The sequence below is a fragment of the Bacillus cereus group sp. N24 genome (assembly GCF_016483345.1).
Lineage (GTDB): Bacteria > Bacillota > Bacilli > Bacillales > Bacillaceae_G > Bacillus_A > Bacillus_A toyonensis.
Map to the genome: position 1 here is coordinate 178,118 of NZ_JAEHCA010000006.1, position 18,061 is coordinate 196,178.

The following is an 18,061-nucleotide window of genomic DNA, read 5'->3' on the forward strand; positions in this document are numbered from 1 at the left end:
AAAGCAATGAAAAAGATTATGAATGATGTACAACATATCGTTCAAGATATGCTGCATGGCTTTTATTTTGAACATAACGACAAAGTAAATTACGACGAAACAAATAACATCATTTATGTAAAAGATATCGACAAACTGAAGCAAGACGTCGCTATTATAAGCGGTGGTGGTAGCGGACATGAACCTGCTGATATTGGTTATGTAGGAAAAGGAATGCTTACAGCGGCAGTAAATGGCAGTATTTTCACTCCGCCTACAGTAGAACAAATTGTCGCAGCTACTCACCTTATACCAAAGGATAAAAGTATTTTATTCATCATTAAAAACTTTAAAGATGATGTTGAGAATTTTCTAGCGGCGAAGCAAATTGCCAAAGAAGAAGGAAGACAAATTGACCACATCATCGTAAATGACGACGTTTCAATTGAAGATGATGCTTCTTTTAATAAAAGAAGACGCGGCGTCGCTGGCACTGTTTTCGTTCAAAAAATACTTGGTGCGGCCGCTGAGAGTGGACATTCTTTAGAAGAACTAACAACAATCGGGCAAGCTGTCATCAAAAACTTACACACATTAGGAGTTGCCCTTTCCCCTGCCAACGATCCAGTAAAAGGAAAAGCTTCATTCACATTAAACGAAGATGAAGTGTTTTACGGCGTCGGCATCCATGGTGAAAAAGGTTACCGTAAAGAAGCACTATCCTCTTCTGAAATATTAGCAATCGAACTAATGAACAAACTAAAAAGTATTTACCGCTGGAGAAAAGGTGACAACTTCGCCATCCTCGTTAATGGACTCGGCACAACTCCGCTAATGGAACAATACATTTTCGCAAATGATATTCGCCGTTTATGTGAGCTGGAGAAATTACAAGTGAAGTTCGTAAAAGTCGGTACACTGCTAACTTCTTTAGATATGAAGGGTGTTTCGCTCAGTTTGCTTAAGGTAGAGGATTTGGATTGGGTGAAGTGGCTGAATGCGGATGTTGGAGTGGGTAATTGGTAACTAAAATTATGATGATAAAAGCCTTTAGCTATAGCCAGTTAAAGGCTTTTTTTACAAATTGAAATATCGCACGAGCGTTAAAAATAAATTCGTAATCATCTCATTGGAAGATTACAGGTCTCCAGGATAATAAATTAACATCACACCTACAAGTGAGAAAACCAAATAAAAAACAGCTTCGTATTGTATAACTAGAGAAGTGTTAGTATCAAGCTTTTTCCCCTCTCTTTTATCTATCAGTTTAAATAAAACTCTATATAATACATACCCAACAATTGCCCCGAGGGTATTCGTAAATAAATCATCAATATCTGTAATTCTATTATTTAGTAATTGATTTAACTCAATTGCCAATGAAAAAAAGAATCCCGCACATACGGTATTTTTCATTTTTCTAAACTGCGACCAAATAGTCGGTAATAAAAAACCTAACGGCATAAACAGTACAATGTTCAAAAGATACGTAGTACTACCTGCCGTATCAAATAGAGTCAAGTTAATTTGACTGACACGAATCCACGTTTCATATCTACTTATATCCCATACAGTTGCGATCTGCGTCACCCTATATACTAGCGAAAGGTAGAATAGAAAAACATATACCCATAGAAAATGCAGAATAGATATATTTCTTTTCGCTTTAAAATAAAACCCAATTTGAAACACAATACAAAAAATAATAGTAAAGAAATAAGTATACAAATAACTCATCAAAACTTCTGTATGCATGCAGAATCCCCTAACTTTACATTTTCATCTATGAATTTGTCGTTTTTAGTATCCTTCTTGATGTAACTCATTTATAGGATAGGAAAAACTTTTAAAATAAAAAGTAGGGGAAACATAAAATTTTTCTTAAATCTTCAGTTGGGTTTTATTATTACTCTTCTTAGGAATCCGCCATTGATAGCTAGGCAACAACATGCTTGAACGTAACAAGATTATCATTTTTGCACGTAATCCTCGTAGTACTTTAATCGATGAAACATATATAAAATCATGTGAATCGTTTGTTCAGTTAAAACATGAAATTAAGAAATATATGACGTACTATAATCACTCTTGCTATCAATAGAATTTAAAGAAGATGACTCCTGTTTGCATACAGAAATCATCTTTTTTAAGTTACCTAACTTTTTTTAGAATGTCCTTTACAAAGAGTACAGATCAAGAACACCTTATGCCTATTCAAAGGGATCAACTATACCTTCTTCCCTTAAAATCACTAAAACCCATTTACAAATCTATAAAAGTAGATATAATATCCTTATGGAACCTTTATTAATTTATAAAGCATTGTCAAATGAAACAAGATGTCAAATTCTATCATGGTTGAAAAATCCAGAAAACCATTTCGATGAAAAACCTTATCTAGAGCAAGGCCTTAACTTTCAAGTTGGAGTATGTGTAGGAGATATCCAGCTTAAAACTGGCTTAGCCCAATCGGTTATTTCTAGTTATTTATTAACTATGAAAAAGGCAGGACTACTAGACTCTGACCGAATTGGAAAATGGACTTACTATCGTCGAAATGAAAAAATAATACGAGAGTTTTCTGAATACGTTCAAAACGAATTATAAAGTGAAAGCTAATAATCAATTAGCATACCAATTGATTATTAGCTTTCACACATTCTGCTTTTTTATAAAATTGCACTACCTATAAAAGCAAGAAACATGGAAAGGAGAAATTTTTTTAACACATCATATCTATTTATTTAGATATCTATTATTGTATTTTAAATTACATAGTCCTAATAATATTGACATCCAATCATGCTTGCAATAATGCTTCTTTGTTAATGAATTTACTTTCAAAATACTAGTACGAATGGAGAGTTTTATAAATGAAAAAAGTAAATCCTTTACTTATTCTGACACTCGCAATAGGTGTGTTCGGAATTATTACTACCGAAATGGGTATTGTCGGTGTATTACCACAAATCACTCAGAAATTCGGCATTTCAACTGCACAAGCAGGATTTTTAGTAAGTATATTCGCACTAGTTGTTGCTATTTCTGGTCCGTTTCTAATTTTGCTCGTCTCTGGGATTAATCGCAAAATAATTTTATTAACAGCAATTTTTACATTTGTTATTTCAAATATAATCTACGCTTATACAACACAATTTGAAATCATGCTTATTTTTCGTATTTTACCGGCTGCACTTCATCCACTCTTCTTTTCAATCGCTCTTGTAACAGCTGCTAAACTTGTCCCTCCTGAGAAAAGTGGTCAAGCAGTTACAAAAGTTTTCATGGGAATTACTGTTGGTTTCGCTTTAGGTGTACCACTAACCTCTTACCTTGCAGACCAATTTTCACTCGAAATGGCTTTCTTATTCGGAGCATTCGTTAACACTCTTGCATTCATTGGAATACTACTCCTACTTCCTTCTATGCCTGTTACAGAAAAAATGTCTTTCGGCAAACAAATTCGTATACTCGGCAAACCAGGATTATGGTTAAATATTTTAACCGTCACATTCCTTTTTGCAGCAATGTTTTCCGTATACAGCTACTTCGCTGAATACCTTGCAACAGTAACTTCCATGAATGGATCTCTCATCAGTATTATGCTATTCATATTTGGTATAGTTATGATTTTAGGTAATCATTTATTTGGTAGTCTCCTGCAAAAAAGCGTAGCAAATACCGTAATATCGTTCCCTATTCTATATTCTGTTGTTTACATATTAGTTTATTATTTAGGTTCCTACCTTATTCCAATGATTTTTATAGTATTCATTTGGGGAATCGTGCATGCTGGCGGATTAATTGTTGGTCAAACATGGTTAATAAGTGAAGCAAAAGAAGCACCTGAATTTGGTAATAGCCTATTCGTTTCATTCTCAAATCTCGGAATTACTTTAGGAACAACTATTGGAGGCTGGTTCATTTCAAACTTAGGTATTCACCAGCTTATTTGGAGTGGATTTCTATTCACACTACTTTCCTTTCTATTAGTTATAATAAAACTAAAATTTTTCAATTCTAATAGTCCAGCTTCATTATCAAGCTAGTACATTACAGTTCCAAATTTGATAAAAATATTATAAATTCTTCTCTATATAACATACAGGTTATTCTTCTTATAAGATTTTCCAAACTAAAAAGTATAATGCTCAAAGCCTTTAGCCATAATTACGACTAAAGGCTTTTTTGTATATAAAGTGAAACTTTAATCAGGCTTTTACAGGCAGTTAATGCGGGTTAAAAATAAATCTCAAAGGAGCTACTTTATGGAGAATAATCAAAATGGAATACTTGCTATAATTGTTTTGGTTTTAGGATTAGTGTTTTTTGTTAGTGGAATGGTTTATCATTTATGGGGTTCTTATTAATAGCATGATTGTAATCACCGCTCCCCTCCTTCAAGTATATCGTTCCATACTTGAGGGGGGTTTTTAATATGTTAAAAGACCATTTCTACGACCGTTGGCTGTATTTGGAGTATCAGCTGTATCTTTCATTTTACTAATCATAATAGGAAGGGTATTAGCTCTAAATTTTCATGTGAAAGATCAACAGACTACTTCACTCCCAAAATTAAATACCGTTTATAAAGAAACGGATGATAAATCTAAAGAGATTGATAAAGTGAAACTTTAATCAGTGGGGGTTTTGTTCATCCCCCACTGATTATTAGCCTTCACCAATCGGGCGTTTACGGGCAGCCCGACCCTCACCTAACTTCTTTGCTTCCGCTGAATTTTGAGGTGGGGGTCTTACTGCCCGGCAAATAGTGGGATAAATTAAAAGGATATATATCACTATTGGAAACGCAAAATAAAACGCTAGATGCTGAAGTGGAAAGATTAAAAGAAGAATTAGCAAAGAAAGAACAACCTAAAAAAGAAGAATTAAAGCGAGAGACGCAACAACCTGCTGCTTAACCGGAAAAGAAAGAAGAAGCTAAACAACAACAATCTACAGGTTCATTTGCAAATCCAGTGAAGGAAAAAGCGAAGCAAGACTTCAAAGATGATTACATGACTCAAAACTTTGTTGCTAGTGAGCAAACGAAAGCGTACAATTTCTTATATGGCATTGAAATAAAATCACAAGAAGAATTGAACATGATGAAAAACGCATTAAAAGATTTTCCTAACGATTTTATGACAGCTAAGTTTGTTTATGAAGAACAGATGCAAACAATAAACATTTTTAAAGTTTATATTATCTTTATAAGAGGGTTATGAACAAAGTAGTGAAGTAAGTGATAGCACTCAGATGAGTGCTTTTATTATGTAGATCAACAAAAGAGAGGAATAAACAATATGAATAGAAAAACTTTCATTGGATTTCTAAGTACTATCATTATTCCAATTATCAGCATCTACTATCGGCCTAATTAATTTTTCCTTATGCCCTTTAACATCAACCGTTTCAAATTTCTTTAAACTATTACATATGTTTGTACCACGCTTTGTTGATACGTTCACACTTCACAGTTGTTGAATTTTTAGACTTATCCCTTAGTGTACCCATACTATTAGAACATCCTACCATATTTAGACAGAATGTAGCCAACACACATGATATTATTAATTTCTTCAAATAGCCAATTCAAACTCTCTTTCGGTTAACGTTTTTTCATAAAAATAAGTTCCGTACTCATTTTACATTATATTAAAAGTTGAAAAATATTCTTATACTCATAAATTGTTACATTTAAAGGTGAGAAACGGAATTTCATAAGATATTATTATTAAAAACTTACATACAATTTAAATATAGCCTCTTATACAAAAAAATTCCAATAAAATATAGATTTGAAACATATTTCTCAATGAATAAAATAACTTAACATGGTAAAATAATATTGGGATGAGAATCCCAATATTATTAAAATTAAGATGGTTCAAGTCGAAGAAAGGCACCTTAGGGTGTCTTTTCTTTATTTCTCAACGTAAGAACTTTAAGGATATGCTAGCAAATTCCCTTTTGTACAATGAAGTAGTAACACCTAATAGTAAGGCCCATCTATTTCCGTAGGTGGGTTTTATGTAATTTTATACTTATGCATGATGGTTCGATTCGGAAGAAGGAGCCTTTTATAATGAAATTTTATAAAAAGGCCTTAAAAAACAATAATTGCAACTATATTAATTTTACATTACATTAAGGATGGAGAATATTATTATACTAATAAAGCGCTAAATAGTAGGGGGAAAAATGGAATTTTGTGATTTGGGTATTACCATTAAAGAACTTCGAATTAAAAAAAATATATCACAATCCGAATTATGTCATGGCATATGTTCACAAAGTCAAATTAGCAAGATAGAAAAAGGTATGATTTATCCATCTAGCATATTGTTATATCAATTATCAGAAAGACTTGGTGTTGATCCAAATAATATATTTGCACTAACTCAAAACAAAAAATTAAAATACGTAAAAAATGTAAAATATGTAATGAGAGATTGTGTAAAGCAAAAACAATATAAAGAACTTTATGAAATAGTAAAAAAAGAGAAAAACGAAAACAATTTCCAATCAATAGAAGATAAACAATTTCTAATATGGTATGAAGCAATTGCTATATATCGTGTGAATAACTCAACAAAAGCGGCTTTAACTCTTCTTAATAATGCATTAAAACTAACTTTAACCAATGTTGATTGTTTATCAGAAAGAGAAATAGATATTATGCAATCAACTGCTATATTGTATGCGGAAAACAAAGAATACGAAAAAAGTATTAATATGTTAAAAAAATGTTTAACTAATTTTAATAAGTTAGATTTTCCTAGAGATAAAGAAATTAAATTAAAAATTATTTTAAATTTAGCAAAATGTTTAGACTTCACCTATCAACATGAAGAAGCAATAAAACACCTTGATAAGGGCATCAAATTAGCTATTAATCTAAACACTTTATACCTATTAGGTGAACTATTCTATTTAAAAGGTCAGTATTTATTAAAGATTAAACAACATGATGAAGAAGATGTTGTTAATAACATGAAAAAAGCATTATTTATATTTGAACTAACAGAAAAAGAACATTATATACAAATGATTAAAGATGAATTGATTGAAATACAAAATAAAAAACACTCATAATTTCGTAAAAACTACTTACAAAGCCCACAGGAAAAATCTCTATAGTTTTTAAACTTACAACGATATTATTAAAATGAAAGTAGTTCAAGTTGGACAAAGTTACCTTAGAGTGTCTTTTTTTATTTTCAAAAGGACCTGCTCAATTATTGCGTAAAAAACATAAAGTAAATTGAATCCGTTAAAATACATGAGTGACCTTTTGTTTTCCCCTCTTATTAAAAGGAGGAACTATTATGGGATTTGGTGGTAGTTGTGGCGGCTGTGGATTTTCTGGAGGCTTTGCTTTATTAGTTGTATTATTTATTTTATTAATCATCGTTGGAGCTTCTTGCTTCTGCTAAAAAACTATCGGAAAAGACACTCATATATGGGTGTCTTTTCTTTTTACGTTAAAAGGCCCCCTATTTCCGTAGGTGGCCTTTATCTTTATTACACAATATTAAAGTATACTCTCTTTTCCCCGTAAACTTTATGTAATTATACATATTAGTGAAAAAATACACTTAATGAATATTAAATATAGTAAAATATAAATTGTGGACATGTTCTATAAAGCAGATTCTTTTGACAGGCGTAACATATCAATCATTATAGGGGATGTGGCGTTACTCCGATACTGATCTCAAATCTCTTTTATTTTATGAACTAACAATCTGGTGTATATAAACGATTCTGTTTTATAGGGTGTGTTTACATTTATAACAAAGGGGTAATACGAATAGATTCGTATGAAATGAAAATGGTTCAAGTCGGAGAAAGGCACCTCAGGGTGTCTTTTCTTTATAATAAAAAAGCTCTCCATACAGGAAAGCTTTTACGTTTATACATGTAAGTCATCCAAATTAGTGATTCACACAACTCTTTATTCCTTCACATCTTTCATGCTGTAATATCCTAAATTAATAATAATTAAGAAATACCCACCCATAATTCCAGCAGCAAATGTCCACATGAAATCATGATGTTCAATTTCATACATAATGATCGCGCCGAGTATTGCGGCTGCAAACCGATTTATCATTCCAAGCATCGGCGCTTTTTCTTTTTTCACAATGCTGTCTCCGAACTTTTCAATACGCCTTCCTAAAACCCAGGCGCAATACATACTCACTGAAAGGCCAATGCTTATTCCTACAAACTGGGCGGAAAAAGGTGTCATCAACCATCCCAATAACATCAGGCCTAGCAAACAATACATTTGTATGTTAAATGATCTTAATGCCATACGAATCATGTTATGCTCCTTTATCTTTCTCATTGTAATTCCGTATCATTAATCCAATCTTTCAGACTTCAAGCTTTCAGCTATATCTTTTTTAAAATGAGGGAATTTGATTTTGCTCACCATTAAATAAGCGAGTACGCATGTGCCAAACGCCACGGAAACTGGATTATTCAAAAAGCATAAAATGAGGAGACACATTGCCGCGAATGGTATTGGCATTCCGATAAATGTCGGGAGTTTGCTTTGCTGCGTGTTAAATCTCGCAAGCCGAAGCATGCCACAAATACTGTAAGCAAGCGCACATATCATCCCGATAGACTGTAATTCTTTCAATGCGACACTATATGCAAGAATAGACGGTGCCACACCAAAGGTAACTAAATCCGCAAACGAGTCCAACTCTCCGCCAATTTCCGAAACAGCATCAAGTTTCCGAGCGACCATACCATCAAAAAAATCAAATAACATACCTGTAATAATAAAAACTGCTCCTAAATAAATATCGTGAACGAAAACAGCGTAAATAGCCAAAAGCCCACATACAAAATTTGCTATCGTAATCATATTTGGTATGTAACTCATAACATGCTTCTCCTCCTTTCTACTAATTGCTTCATCTACGTTCTTACTCATTAGAATCAAGATCCTTCTGTTTTTCTTCTAATATAACTTTATTTATTTTCGTTAACGTATCGGTCATTTGCTCTAAAGCATGTATATCGATTTTAGAAAAGTACTTCTCAATTAATACATCATCTAAATCAGACAACCGCTCTATATACTTACTACCGTTTGGACCAAGTGTAAGGAAATACTCCCGCTTATTATTAGGGTTTACTTGTTTCGAAATCATCTTCTGTTTTTCCAATTTCGATAAAACTTGGCTCACAGCACTTTTCGATATATTAAAAGTAGTCGCAATGTGATTCGCTGTCGTATTTTCATTTAAATTAATATGAAATAGCATGCTCTCTTGCTGTCCTGTAAGACCGTACTCATCTTTTAGCTCCTGAAATAGTAAAATGTAAAATTCATTATAAGCCCGGTTCATTTCATTAATTACTTCTTTATACGATCTAGTCATAGCATTATTCCTCCATGCTGTTATTTCGTTTCGTTATATAGTTAAGTTCACTTAACTTAACTATATAATACCGTTATGTTCGTGTAAAGGGAAATATAGCTCTATCCTTTATTTACAATGAAAAAAGAAGACATCATTTAAGATGTCTCCTTTCTATACTTAAGACTCCAAACTCTCACCATTCGTCTCAATTACTTCTTTATACCAATTGAAACTGTTTTTCTTCGATCTTTTTAATGAACCTTTTCCTTCATTATCTTTATCAACGTATATATATCCATAACGTTTTTTCATTTCTCCAGTAGAAGCACTTACAATGTCAATTGGGCCCCAGCTTGTATACCCGATAATATCTACTCCATCTTGAATTGCTTCTGACATTTCGATCATATGTTTTTGCAAGTAATCAATACGGTATTCATCATTCACTTCGTCTTCACCATTTAATTGATCGATTGCACCGAGACCATTTTCAACAACAAATAAAGGTTTTTGGTAACGATCGTAAAGTTGGTTCGCTGTAATACGGAAGCCTTTCGGATCAATCGTCCATCCCCACTCTGATTTTTCCAAATATGGATTTTCAACAGAACCGAATACATTCCCGCTCGTTATGCTTTTTAACACTTCTGGATCTGTACTTGTTGCTCGGCTTGAATAGTAGCTAAATCCAATATAATCAACTGTATGCTCTTTTAAAATTTCCTCGTCTTCTTTTTCCATTTCAATTGTTACATCGTTATCTTTAAAGAAGCGTTTTGCGTATCCAGGATATTGTCCTCTTGCTTGTACATCAATGAAGAAGAATGATTCACGGTCTTGTTCCATCGCACGAAAAACATCGTCTGGATTACATGTGTATGGATACGTTGCACCAGCAGCAAGCATACAACCGATTTTTGCGTCTGGAATCATTTCATGACACGCTTTTACAGCTAACGCACTTGCGACAAGTTGGTGATGCGCTGCTTGATACTGAATTTGTTTTTTGTTCTCACCTTCTTTAAATGCTAGCCCTGCACCCATGAAAGGTAAATGTAAAAGCATATTAATTTCGTTAAATGTCATCCAATATTTCACTTTATCTTTATATCTATTAAAAATCGTTTTTGCATACGTCTCAAAGAAAGTGACAAGTTTTCTACTTCTCCAGCTTCCATACTTTTCTACTAAATGAATAGGAACATCAAAATGAGCCATCGTAACGACTGGTTCAATGCCCTGCTTTAACAGTTCATCAAATAAATTATCATAAAACTGTAATCCTGCTTCATTCGGCTTTTCATCTTCACCATTTGGGAAAATACGTGTCCAAGCGATAGATACACGTAGCGCTTTAAATCCCATTTCTGCAAACAGCGCGATATCTTCTTTATAACGATGATAAAAATCAATCGCTTCGTGTGATGGATAAAACTCCCCTTCTGCCGGTGTAAAGGAATGAATATTCCCCTTCATAATATCCCAACGTTTTTCACCAGTTGGCAATAGATCAACTACCGTCAATCCTTTTCCATCTTCTAAATATGCTCCTTCAACTTGATTGGCTGCGATTGCTCCACCCCATAAAAATCCTTTAGGAAAAATAACTTTAGACATATAGAAAAACTCCTTTATATAAGAATTAACGAGGAAAGGCATTGTAAGTTTTAAAGAATACCTTTCTTCGTGTGAACCTGTATGAAATGTAACTACTATTTAACTCCTAACTCTAGTAAGGAATCTCCAGCTTGAATCTTTTCTACTTCAGTTTTTTTAATACTATATTTATTATAATTTGTAACAACAACTGGTGTTGTCACAACATAACCCGCCTTTTGAATTTCAGCTATATTAAACTCAATAAGTAATTGTCCTTTTTCTACTCTCACTCCTTGTTCAATATGAGAGGAGAAAAATTCGCCATTTAATTTCACAGTATCCATTCCAATATGGATTAAAATTTCAGCACCTGAATCCGCCGTAATTCCTACTGCATGATTCGTCGGGAAAAGTGCAGAAATCGTACCTGAAACTGGTGAAAATAACTTTCCTTCTGAAGGCTCAATCGCAACCCCTTCACCTAACGCACCTGATGCAAATGCAGCATCGTCAATATTTTGAAGTGGCATAACGGCGCCATGAAAAGGACTCAGAATTACTTCATCATCGTTTGATGCAGCAATTTTATCAATTGTTTCAGCTGATTCTGTAGAATCTTTCTTTTTAGTAAAACCAAATAAATAAGTAAGAACAAAACCTAATATTAAAGAGACAACCATCGCAATAATCGCGCCCCAAAATCCAGCTGTAATCCCTTCTTTCGGACTAATGAATGTTGGAAGCGCAAATATACCAAGTCCACCTGTCATATAAGCTTGCGTACCGAATACGCCAAGTATTCCGCCGCCAATTCCTCCCGCAATACAACTCATAATAAACGGCTTTTTAAGAGGAAGTGTAACACCATAAATCGCCGGCTCTGTAACACCGAAAATACCCGAAATAAAAGCTGGAATACTAAGTGTTTTTAATTTCCGATCTTTCGTTTTCATCCAAACTCCAAGAACAGCCCCAATTTGAGCAAATGAAGTAGCGAATATAAGCGCTAATATAGGATCAATACCGTGCACTGCTAAATTGTTATAGCCAATCGGGACAATTCCCCAATGAAGTCCGAAAATAACGAGCACTTGCCAGAAAGTACCAAGTACTACCCCTGCTACTAATGGACTTAAATGATAAACCCAAAGTGTAGCCTGTCCTAAAAATTGACCTGCCCACGTCGCAATCGGACCAATAACAAGAAATGTAACTGGTACAACGATTAGTAACGTTAAGAATGGTAGTACAAATGTTTTTACAACATCTGGAATGACTTTCTTTAAAGACTTTTCTACTTTCGCTCCAAAATAAGTAGCAAGAATAATTGGAATAACAGATGATGCATAGTTCATTAAAATAACTGGAATTCCTAAAAACGTAATATGAATTGGTGATTCAAACATCGTTCCTGCAAATAGCGTATATAATGGCTCACTTGCTTTTAAACCGGATAGAGCCGGATACACTAACGCTCCCCCAATTGCCATACCAATGAATGGTGATCCTCCAAATTTCTTACTTGCTGTATATCCTAAGAAGATTGGGAAGAAATAAAATAATGAATCGCCAACTGCATTTAATATTTGATACGTTCCTGACTGCGTACTTAACCAGCCTAACGCTACAAATAGTGCATTAAATCCTTTAATCATCCCAGTTGCAGCTAGTACTCCTAAAATGGGAGTGAAAATGCTAGAAAGAATATCTATAAGACTACTCTTTTTCTTCCCACTCGCACTTTCTTCCTCTGTTTCTTGAAACCCTCCAGCAGCAATAAGCGCTTTATACACATCAGATACATGGTTACCAATTACAACTTGATATTGTCCGCCGCTTTTCATAACAGTCACAACATCTTCCATGCTTTTCAGTACTTCTGTATTTGCTTTCTCCTCATCTTTTAACTGAAATCGTAAGCGAGTTATACAATGTACAACGCTATTTATATTTTCTTTCCCGCCAATATGTTTCAGTATGTCCTTTGCTAATTTTTCATACTTCATAGTTATTTCTCCTCCCTACAATCATCCCATTTATCATTTTTATAAAGTGAAACTGTAATCAGTGGGGGTATTCATCCCCCACTGATTACTAGCCTTCACCAATCGGGCATTTACGGGCAGCCCGACTCCCACATAACTTCTTGGCCTCAGCCGAATTTTGAGGTGGGACAAAAGAAAAAACCTAAACTAACCATAACGGCGCGATACATACGAATCACTCCATTACAAGTCAATTTAGGTTTTGCCTGCCAAACAGTAACAATCCTGTTTATTCAATTACATAATTCATTGCGTTTCGTTACACGATGAATGTGCAACGTTACATACACTTTTTCATCTTTTGAAAGATGACTATTATGTGCTTTTTGTAAGTATGCTTCAATTTTTTCTGTACAACAATATGCCTCTTCATACTTACTTTTCACTTGCTCGTATAAAAAATCATCCTCTGCCGAATGCAATTCCTTCTGCATTAAACGCTGAGCAAAGTATCGTAAATGCGTTACGAACCGGCTATAATTAAATGAATTTTCATCTAAGTTCATCTTATAGTGGTACTTTACAACATTTAAAATATCTTGGACGATTTTCGTCATCGCCACCGTTTGCTGCATTGCCGGTTCTCCTTGCTGCGCATTCACGAAATGCAAGGCAATTGACCCTGCTTCATCTTCAGAAAGTCTAAAGCCAGTCTCCTCTTCAATTATGTTCAAAGCTTGTAGACCAATTTCAAACTCTTTCTGATAAAATCTCTTAATCTCCCAAAGCAAAGTATTTTTCAGATCCATTCCTTCTTTATGCCGAATTAAAGCGAAACTTAAGTGATCCGTTAATGTAAGATAAATATAATCACTTAAAGTCCCCGGCAAAACTGTCTTAGCAAACTGAATAATTCTCTCTGTAATCTCTAAATTTTCTACAGGAATTTCAGTTAGTAACCTAGCGAGTTTCTCTGATAATTCTCTTGTTTCTAGTACAAAGGTCTTTTCTATCTTAGATTCATCAATCGCATCGCCTACTTTTTTCTGAAACCCCAAACCTCTGCCCATAAGTACAACTTCTGTCTCATTATCCTTCATCGTACAAACAACATTGTTATTTAAGATTTTATGGATTCTCATATTGTTCCGCCTTCTTCTTCTTAAAGTCACAAAAGGTAATAAAAAAACCTAAACTGATTCCAAAAGCTACACTACACCCGTAGCCTCTAGATCAATTTAGGTTTTGCCTGCCGAACAGTAACAATCCTTTTACTTATTAACTTACTTTTATTATACACAACAAGTAAGCGTTTGCAATGATAAATTATTGAACATTTTTTTACAAGAGAAAACAAAGACTAATCATTTCAAAAAGTATTTTTCCTTTTTCGATATACTAACAGTTTATCAGCTGTTGTTTTAATGTATTTAAAACTTTCTTTCTCTCTTCATAATCTTCTGCATCAGCTTCTTCCCAAAGTTCAAGATCAGCCCCTCGCTCAATTAATGCAATCGCATTGTTGCGAACCTCATCCTGAAGGCACCCTTTCTCCAATTGTATTGCCGCAAGACCAATATATACTAAAGACATAACTTCTAAATCTTCATCTATATCAAACTCATCTAAATACTCTTCTAAAATGAGCTTAGTTGCTCCTTCTACACTATTACCTTCTTCTAAGTACTCAATAAACTGCTCTTTTACATCACAAGTTGTATCATCATCAAATAACCCAGTTCCCCAAGCACCCATATTCCACAGCCCCTTCTTTGTACTTTTCTATTATATTTCAATCTTAAATATAATAGAAATTCATTACAAGGCTAGTTATATACATCATTATATTTTACAATTACTATAGGTAATATATATTTTACCACATGTATCATTCTGAATAATTAAATAAAACTATCGATAAAATTCCATATAGACCCATTACTGGTTAAAATGTTATAATTAAATCACCCTACATAGTTACTCATAGTCAGACTGAGGAACTAGCGTCTTATTAAGCAATGCGCATAACTTAAATAAAAAAGACACTTTACAGTGTCTTTTTTATTTACATTCTATTCATTATTTTTTCATAGAAGTTATCTCTTTTATACACAAAATATATCAAACTATACTTATTTAGAGTTTTCCTTCAATCCAACTACCCGATTGGTCAAAATAGTATTTGTTACCACCAATTGATTGCCAACCCGTTAACATTGCACCTTCACCATTTAAGTAGTACCATTTACCACCTATTGATTGCCAGCCTGTTAACATTGCACCTTCACCGTTTAAGTAGTACCATTTACCACCGATTGATTGCCAACCTGTTAACATTGCACCTTCACCATTTAAGTAATACCATTTACCACCTATTGATTGCCAGCCCGTTAACATTGCACCTTCACCATTTAAGTAGTACCATTTACCACCTATTGATTGCCAACCCGTTACCATTGCACCACTACTATTTAAGTAATACCATTTACCACCGATTGATTGCCAACCCGTTACCATTGCACCTTCACTATGTAAGTAATACCATGCACCACCGATTGATTGCCAACCCGTTAACATTGCACCACTACTATTTAAGTAATACCATGCACCACCGATTGATTGCCAACCTGTTACCATTGCACCACTACTATTTAAGTAATACCATGCACCACCAACATTTTTCCAACCGGTAGCCACTTTGCCATCACTGTTTGTATAATACCAATTGTTATTTTTAAATACCCAACCTTCTTTTGTTGTATTAGGGTCTTTATCTTGAGCATTGTTAGTGAGCTTACTCCAGCTTGGATCGTATTTCACCCACTCACCTTTCTTGATTTCATACCAGCCATCTTTAATAGATAACACTTTGTATTTTTCACCCTTCTTAGCAATGCGGACAACTCCATAATTCACTCCTGCACCACTACGAACATTCACGCTTGTACCAGTGATTTCTAACTCAATATTTGGCTCAGCTGGGTTTGTTTCGTTACCATCTACATCTTCTTTTTCGTCTACTAACGGAGGATTCGTTCCAGTACCCCCATTCAGATATCCATTAGCGCCTTCTACAAATGAATTCCAAGTCCCCCTTGTGATAATAATATCAGGGCACTTTTTTCCACTCCATTGTTCATGGCGTCTTAAATTACTCGCGCTGATTCCTTCTTGTTTCATTAAATGCGCTACTAATTTTTTCGCGTTTTCTACCGCTTTATTATAGTCGCCATCTTGATTAACCGCTATCTCAATACCAATTGATTCTCTGTTTCCTGTACCTGTACCACCATCACCTGCATGCCAGCCATTTTCATTTGTTGGTAGATGCTGATAAATTTCTTTATCATCTACAGTAAAATGCCAAGAAGCAGTTCTAACAGTACCGCTTGTTGCTTGATTGTATAAATACTTTGCATGACTCTCAGCATTCGCACCCGGTGCCGTATTTGCTGTTTCATGAATCGTAATATACTTTGCTTTCATTGGGTTTGCAGGTCGAATATCTGTGTTACCAGCTGGTATAATCCACTCTACAAACGGAATTCCACTAATTGTTCCACTTTTCTTCGTTGCTGATGGGTCTGCTGCTGAATACCCTATACGGTTAGAACTACGCATTTTGGGTTGCATAGAGCGAGAGCTTCCATCTCCTTTACCATCTACATCTTTAAACGCATTTTCAATATTTTTTAAAGCTTCCGCTTCCGTGACTTTTCCTGTCTTAGCTTCTTTAACGGTCTCTATATCACCATGAACATGTGCGTCTTTTTCTCCGTCTGCAATTGACAATTGATTCGGTTGATTAACACTCTCTTCTGCTAAAGTTGTTAATGGCACAGTTGATAATAAAGTTAGTCCTGTTGTTAAAGTAATTACGTATTTTCCTAGATTTCTTGTCATAGTTATTACGGTATATTTTACTAGATTAGTAGTAATACCTTCCTCCCCTATACATGATTTTTTCACTTCCAGATTTATGAAATAGAACATTCATTTCATGCATCTGATACCACCAAAATTAAAGAACAGATTTTTCGGAAACTTACTACAATGCATTAGTAAAATTAACTTCTCTCTTGTTTTATACATTCTATCTTCCAAATATTCAATACACTAGATTTATATTCAAACAATAGGTTCGTTAAATAGTAACCTTTGAGTGTAATCATTCCTATTCATTCTAGTTCTCCTAAATATACATAAGTGCAGTGGCGTCCCAGACTATATCATATATGATATAGGAGAAAAGTAAAAGGTCATATATTTATATTGTTGTAAACTTTTATAAATAATATTACATACACAAAACCACTCAAGTATATCATTCCGCATTTGAGTAGTTCTCATTCCTGCCCTAAAAGATATGAATCTATTTCTTAATAAAACTACCATAAAAATTTCAATGTAAAGCAATCGAACTGCATGAATAATAACTAAAAAAGGCCCCATTACTGGAGCGCTCAAAAAATAATATAAGTAAATGAATTAAAAGAAATAACAGACAACTAAAACATATACAAATAAACATCATTTAATCTATATATATGCAATATTACATAAAATTATTTATTATTACATGCTATACTAAAACTGGAGTCGATAATTGTTATTTTCTTCTTAGTTTTAAAGCAATATGGATATACCTTCTAATCGCATTTGGATTGTACAAGGAAAAGAAGACACCTTAATGGGTGTCTTCTTTTCTTATATTTTTATGAATTCTTTTGAGTTGATGCTCTCCAATCACGAAAAGATGTTGGGCGTCCAGAATAAGCTCTTTGCTTTGTAACAGCTGGTTTTTCTTCAATAATAGTTGATTTCTCTTCAGGAGTATTTGGTTTTTCTTCAAGAATAGTCAAAGCTGTTTGCATTTTCTCCAGCTGTTCTCTTAAAGCTTGCTGTTCAATCTTTAAATCTGTAAGTAAGCGTAAAATCATCTCAGAATTAGCCATAAAGATCCTCCTTCTCCCAATACACAGAATAAAATACAATATGTAAACGACGAAATACCGGTGACAAAAATAAGTTCGTCAACTCTTATAAAATCCCAAGTACTTTTATTTTTCAAAAGGACCTGCTCAAGTTTATCCGTAAAAACATAAAGTG

Annotated in this window: 15 protein-coding genes and 2 pseudogenes; 7 read left to right on the forward strand and 10 right to left on the reverse strand. The window is 33.9% G+C overall.

From position 1 onward, the window contains the following. The first annotated feature begins 6 nt into the window (after nucleotides 1-6). Nucleotides 7-1,005 carry a DhaKLM operon coactivator DhaQ gene (gene dhaQ / locus JDS95_RS12090; protein ID WP_000723338.1) on the forward strand — a complete coding sequence of 333 codons (999 nt, stop codon included), beginning with the start codon at nucleotides 7-9 and terminating at the stop codon, nucleotides 1,003-1,005. 111 nt (nucleotides 1,006-1,116) lie between these two features. Here the strand turns inward: dhaQ and JDS95_RS12095 are convergent, their stop codons facing one another. Next, nucleotides 1,117-1,734: a VanZ family protein gene (locus JDS95_RS12095; RefSeq protein WP_144466940.1), complete on the reverse strand. Its 618-nt coding sequence runs from the start codon at nucleotides 1,732-1,734 to the stop codon at nucleotides 1,117-1,119. A 244-nt stretch (nucleotides 1,735-1,978) separates the two neighbouring features. On the opposite strand from JDS95_RS12095, the pseudogene JDS95_RS31105 reads away from it, so the two are divergent. The 6 genes and pseudogenes from JDS95_RS31105 to JDS95_RS12120 form a co-directional block, all read left to right on the forward strand. Continuing rightward, nucleotides 1,979-2,080: pseudogene (locus JDS95_RS31105) on the forward strand (TetR family transcriptional regulator); the annotation flags it as partial. 194 nt (nucleotides 2,081-2,274) lie between these two features. After that, nucleotides 2,275-2,586, forward strand: a complete 312-nt coding sequence (locus JDS95_RS12100) for an ArsR/SmtB family transcription factor (RefSeq protein WP_000433540.1) — start codon at nucleotides 2,275-2,277, stop codon at nucleotides 2,584-2,586. A gap of 266 nt (nucleotides 2,587-2,852) precedes the next feature. After that, entirely contained in the window at nucleotides 2,853-4,028 is a 1,176-nt protein-coding gene (locus JDS95_RS12105; protein WP_199690520.1) for an MFS transporter, read from the forward strand. A 729-nt stretch (nucleotides 4,029-4,757) separates the two neighbouring features. Then, nucleotides 4,758-5,207, forward strand: a pseudogene (locus JDS95_RS31110) (Branched-chain amino acid permease); the annotation flags it as partial. Nucleotides 5,208-6,183: 976 nt separating this feature from the next. Then, a complete protein-coding gene (locus JDS95_RS12115; RefSeq protein ID WP_199690521.1) occupies nucleotides 6,184-7,077 on the forward strand; it encodes a helix-turn-helix domain-containing protein in 894 nt (297 codons plus the stop codon). A gap of 233 nt (nucleotides 7,078-7,310) precedes the next feature. Continuing rightward, nucleotides 7,311-7,418, forward strand: coding sequence for a YjcZ family sporulation protein (locus tag JDS95_RS12120; protein ID WP_000505673.1), 108 nt, complete (start codon nucleotides 7,311-7,313; stop codon nucleotides 7,416-7,418). Nucleotides 7,419-7,939: 521 nt separating this feature from the next. On the opposite strand, the gene JDS95_RS12125 is transcribed toward JDS95_RS12120, so the two are convergent. The 9 genes from JDS95_RS12125 to JDS95_RS12165 form a co-directional block, all read right to left on the reverse strand. Further along, complete coding sequence (locus tag JDS95_RS12125; RefSeq protein WP_000620596.1) at nucleotides 7,940-8,311, reverse strand: ATP synthase subunit I; 372 nt, start codon at nucleotides 8,309-8,311, stop codon at nucleotides 7,940-7,942. 39 nt (nucleotides 8,312-8,350) lie between these two features. Beyond that, nucleotides 8,351-8,935 (reverse strand): CDP-diacylglycerol--serine O-phosphatidyltransferase, encoded by a 585-nt coding sequence (gene pssA, locus JDS95_RS12130; protein ID WP_000042262.1) that lies wholly within the window; start codon nucleotides 8,933-8,935, stop codon nucleotides 8,351-8,353. Further along, complete coding sequence (locus JDS95_RS12135; protein ID WP_000198623.1) at nucleotides 8,928-9,386, reverse strand: MarR family winged helix-turn-helix transcriptional regulator; 459 nt, start codon at nucleotides 9,384-9,386, stop codon at nucleotides 8,928-8,930. The genes pssA and JDS95_RS12135 overlap by 8 nt, the downstream gene beginning before the upstream one ends. 159 nt (nucleotides 9,387-9,545) lie before the next feature. Then, entirely contained in the window at nucleotides 9,546-10,985 is a 1,440-nt protein-coding gene (locus JDS95_RS12140; protein WP_000048729.1) for a 6-phospho-beta-glucosidase, read from the reverse strand. A gap of 95 nt (nucleotides 10,986-11,080) precedes the next feature. Beyond that, the gene (locus JDS95_RS12145; RefSeq protein WP_199690522.1) at nucleotides 11,081-12,973 is read right to left on the reverse strand and encodes a beta-glucoside-specific PTS transporter subunit IIABC; all 1,893 of its coding nucleotides are present in this window, start codon (nucleotides 12,971-12,973) and stop codon (nucleotides 11,081-11,083) included. A gap of 272 nt (nucleotides 12,974-13,245) precedes the next feature. Further along, nucleotides 13,246-14,094 (reverse strand): BglG family transcription antiterminator LicT, encoded by an 849-nt coding sequence (licT, locus tag JDS95_RS12150; RefSeq protein WP_001219855.1) that lies wholly within the window; start codon nucleotides 14,092-14,094, stop codon nucleotides 13,246-13,248. A gap of 256 nt (nucleotides 14,095-14,350) precedes the next feature. Next, nucleotides 14,351-14,707 carry a DUF4259 domain-containing protein gene (locus JDS95_RS12155; protein ID WP_000501502.1) on the reverse strand — a complete coding sequence of 119 codons (357 nt, stop codon included), beginning with the start codon at nucleotides 14,705-14,707 and terminating at the stop codon, nucleotides 14,351-14,353. A gap of 381 nt (nucleotides 14,708-15,088) precedes the next feature. Further along, the gene (locus JDS95_RS12160) at nucleotides 15,089-16,855 is read right to left on the reverse strand and encodes an N-acetylmuramoyl-L-alanine amidase (protein WP_199690523.1); all 1,767 of its coding nucleotides are present in this window, start codon (nucleotides 16,853-16,855) and stop codon (nucleotides 15,089-15,091) included. A gap of 812 nt (nucleotides 16,856-17,667) precedes the next feature. Then, nucleotides 17,668-17,907 (reverse strand): hypothetical protein, encoded by a 240-nt coding sequence (locus JDS95_RS12165; RefSeq protein WP_000013684.1) that lies wholly within the window; start codon nucleotides 17,905-17,907, stop codon nucleotides 17,668-17,670. Nucleotides 17,908-18,061: the final 154 nt, after the last annotated feature.

Coding starts and splice junctions, on each gene's coding strand:
- JDS95_RS12160 (WP_199690523.1), bottom strand. CDS start 16,855: ATGACAAGAAATCTAGGAAAATACGTAATTACTTTAACAACAGGACTA.
- JDS95_RS12125 (WP_000620596.1), bottom strand. CDS start 8,311: ATGATTCGTATGGCATTAAGATCATTTAACATACAAATGTATTGTTTG.
- JDS95_RS12140 (WP_000048729.1), bottom strand. CDS start 10,985: ATGTCTAAAGTTATTTTTCCTAAAGGATTTTTATGGGGTGGAGCAATC.
- JDS95_RS12100 (WP_000433540.1), top strand. CDS start 2,275: ATGGAACCTTTATTAATTTATAAAGCATTGTCAAATGAAACAAGATGT.
- JDS95_RS12115 (WP_199690521.1), top strand. CDS start 6,184: ATGGAATTTTGTGATTTGGGTATTACCATTAAAGAACTTCGAATTAAA.
- JDS95_RS12095 (WP_144466940.1), bottom strand. CDS start 1,734: ATGCATACAGAAGTTTTGATGAGTTATTTGTATACTTATTTCTTTACT.
- pssA (WP_000042262.1), bottom strand. CDS start 8,935: ATGAGTAAGAACGTAGATGAAGCAATTAGTAGAAAGGAGGAGAAGCAT.
- JDS95_RS12155 (WP_000501502.1), bottom strand. CDS start 14,707: ATGGGTGCTTGGGGAACTGGGTTATTTGATGATGATACAACTTGTGAT.
- JDS95_RS12120 (WP_000505673.1), top strand. CDS start 7,311: ATGGGATTTGGTGGTAGTTGTGGCGGCTGTGGATTTTCTGGAGGCTTT.
- licT (WP_001219855.1), bottom strand. CDS start 14,094: ATGAGAATCCATAAAATCTTAAATAACAATGTTGTTTGTACGATGAAG.
- dhaQ (WP_000723338.1), top strand. CDS start 7: ATGAAAAAGATTATGAATGATGTACAACATATCGTTCAAGATATGCTG.
- JDS95_RS12145 (WP_199690522.1), bottom strand. CDS start 12,973: ATGAAGTATGAAAAATTAGCAAAGGACATACTGAAACATATTGGCGGG.
- JDS95_RS12105 (WP_199690520.1), top strand. CDS start 2,853: ATGAAAAAAGTAAATCCTTTACTTATTCTGACACTCGCAATAGGTGTG.
- JDS95_RS12165 (WP_000013684.1), bottom strand. CDS start 17,907: ATGGCTAATTCTGAGATGATTTTACGCTTACTTACAGATTTAAAGATT.
- JDS95_RS12135 (WP_000198623.1), bottom strand. CDS start 9,386: ATGACTAGATCGTATAAAGAAGTAATTAATGAAATGAACCGGGCTTAT.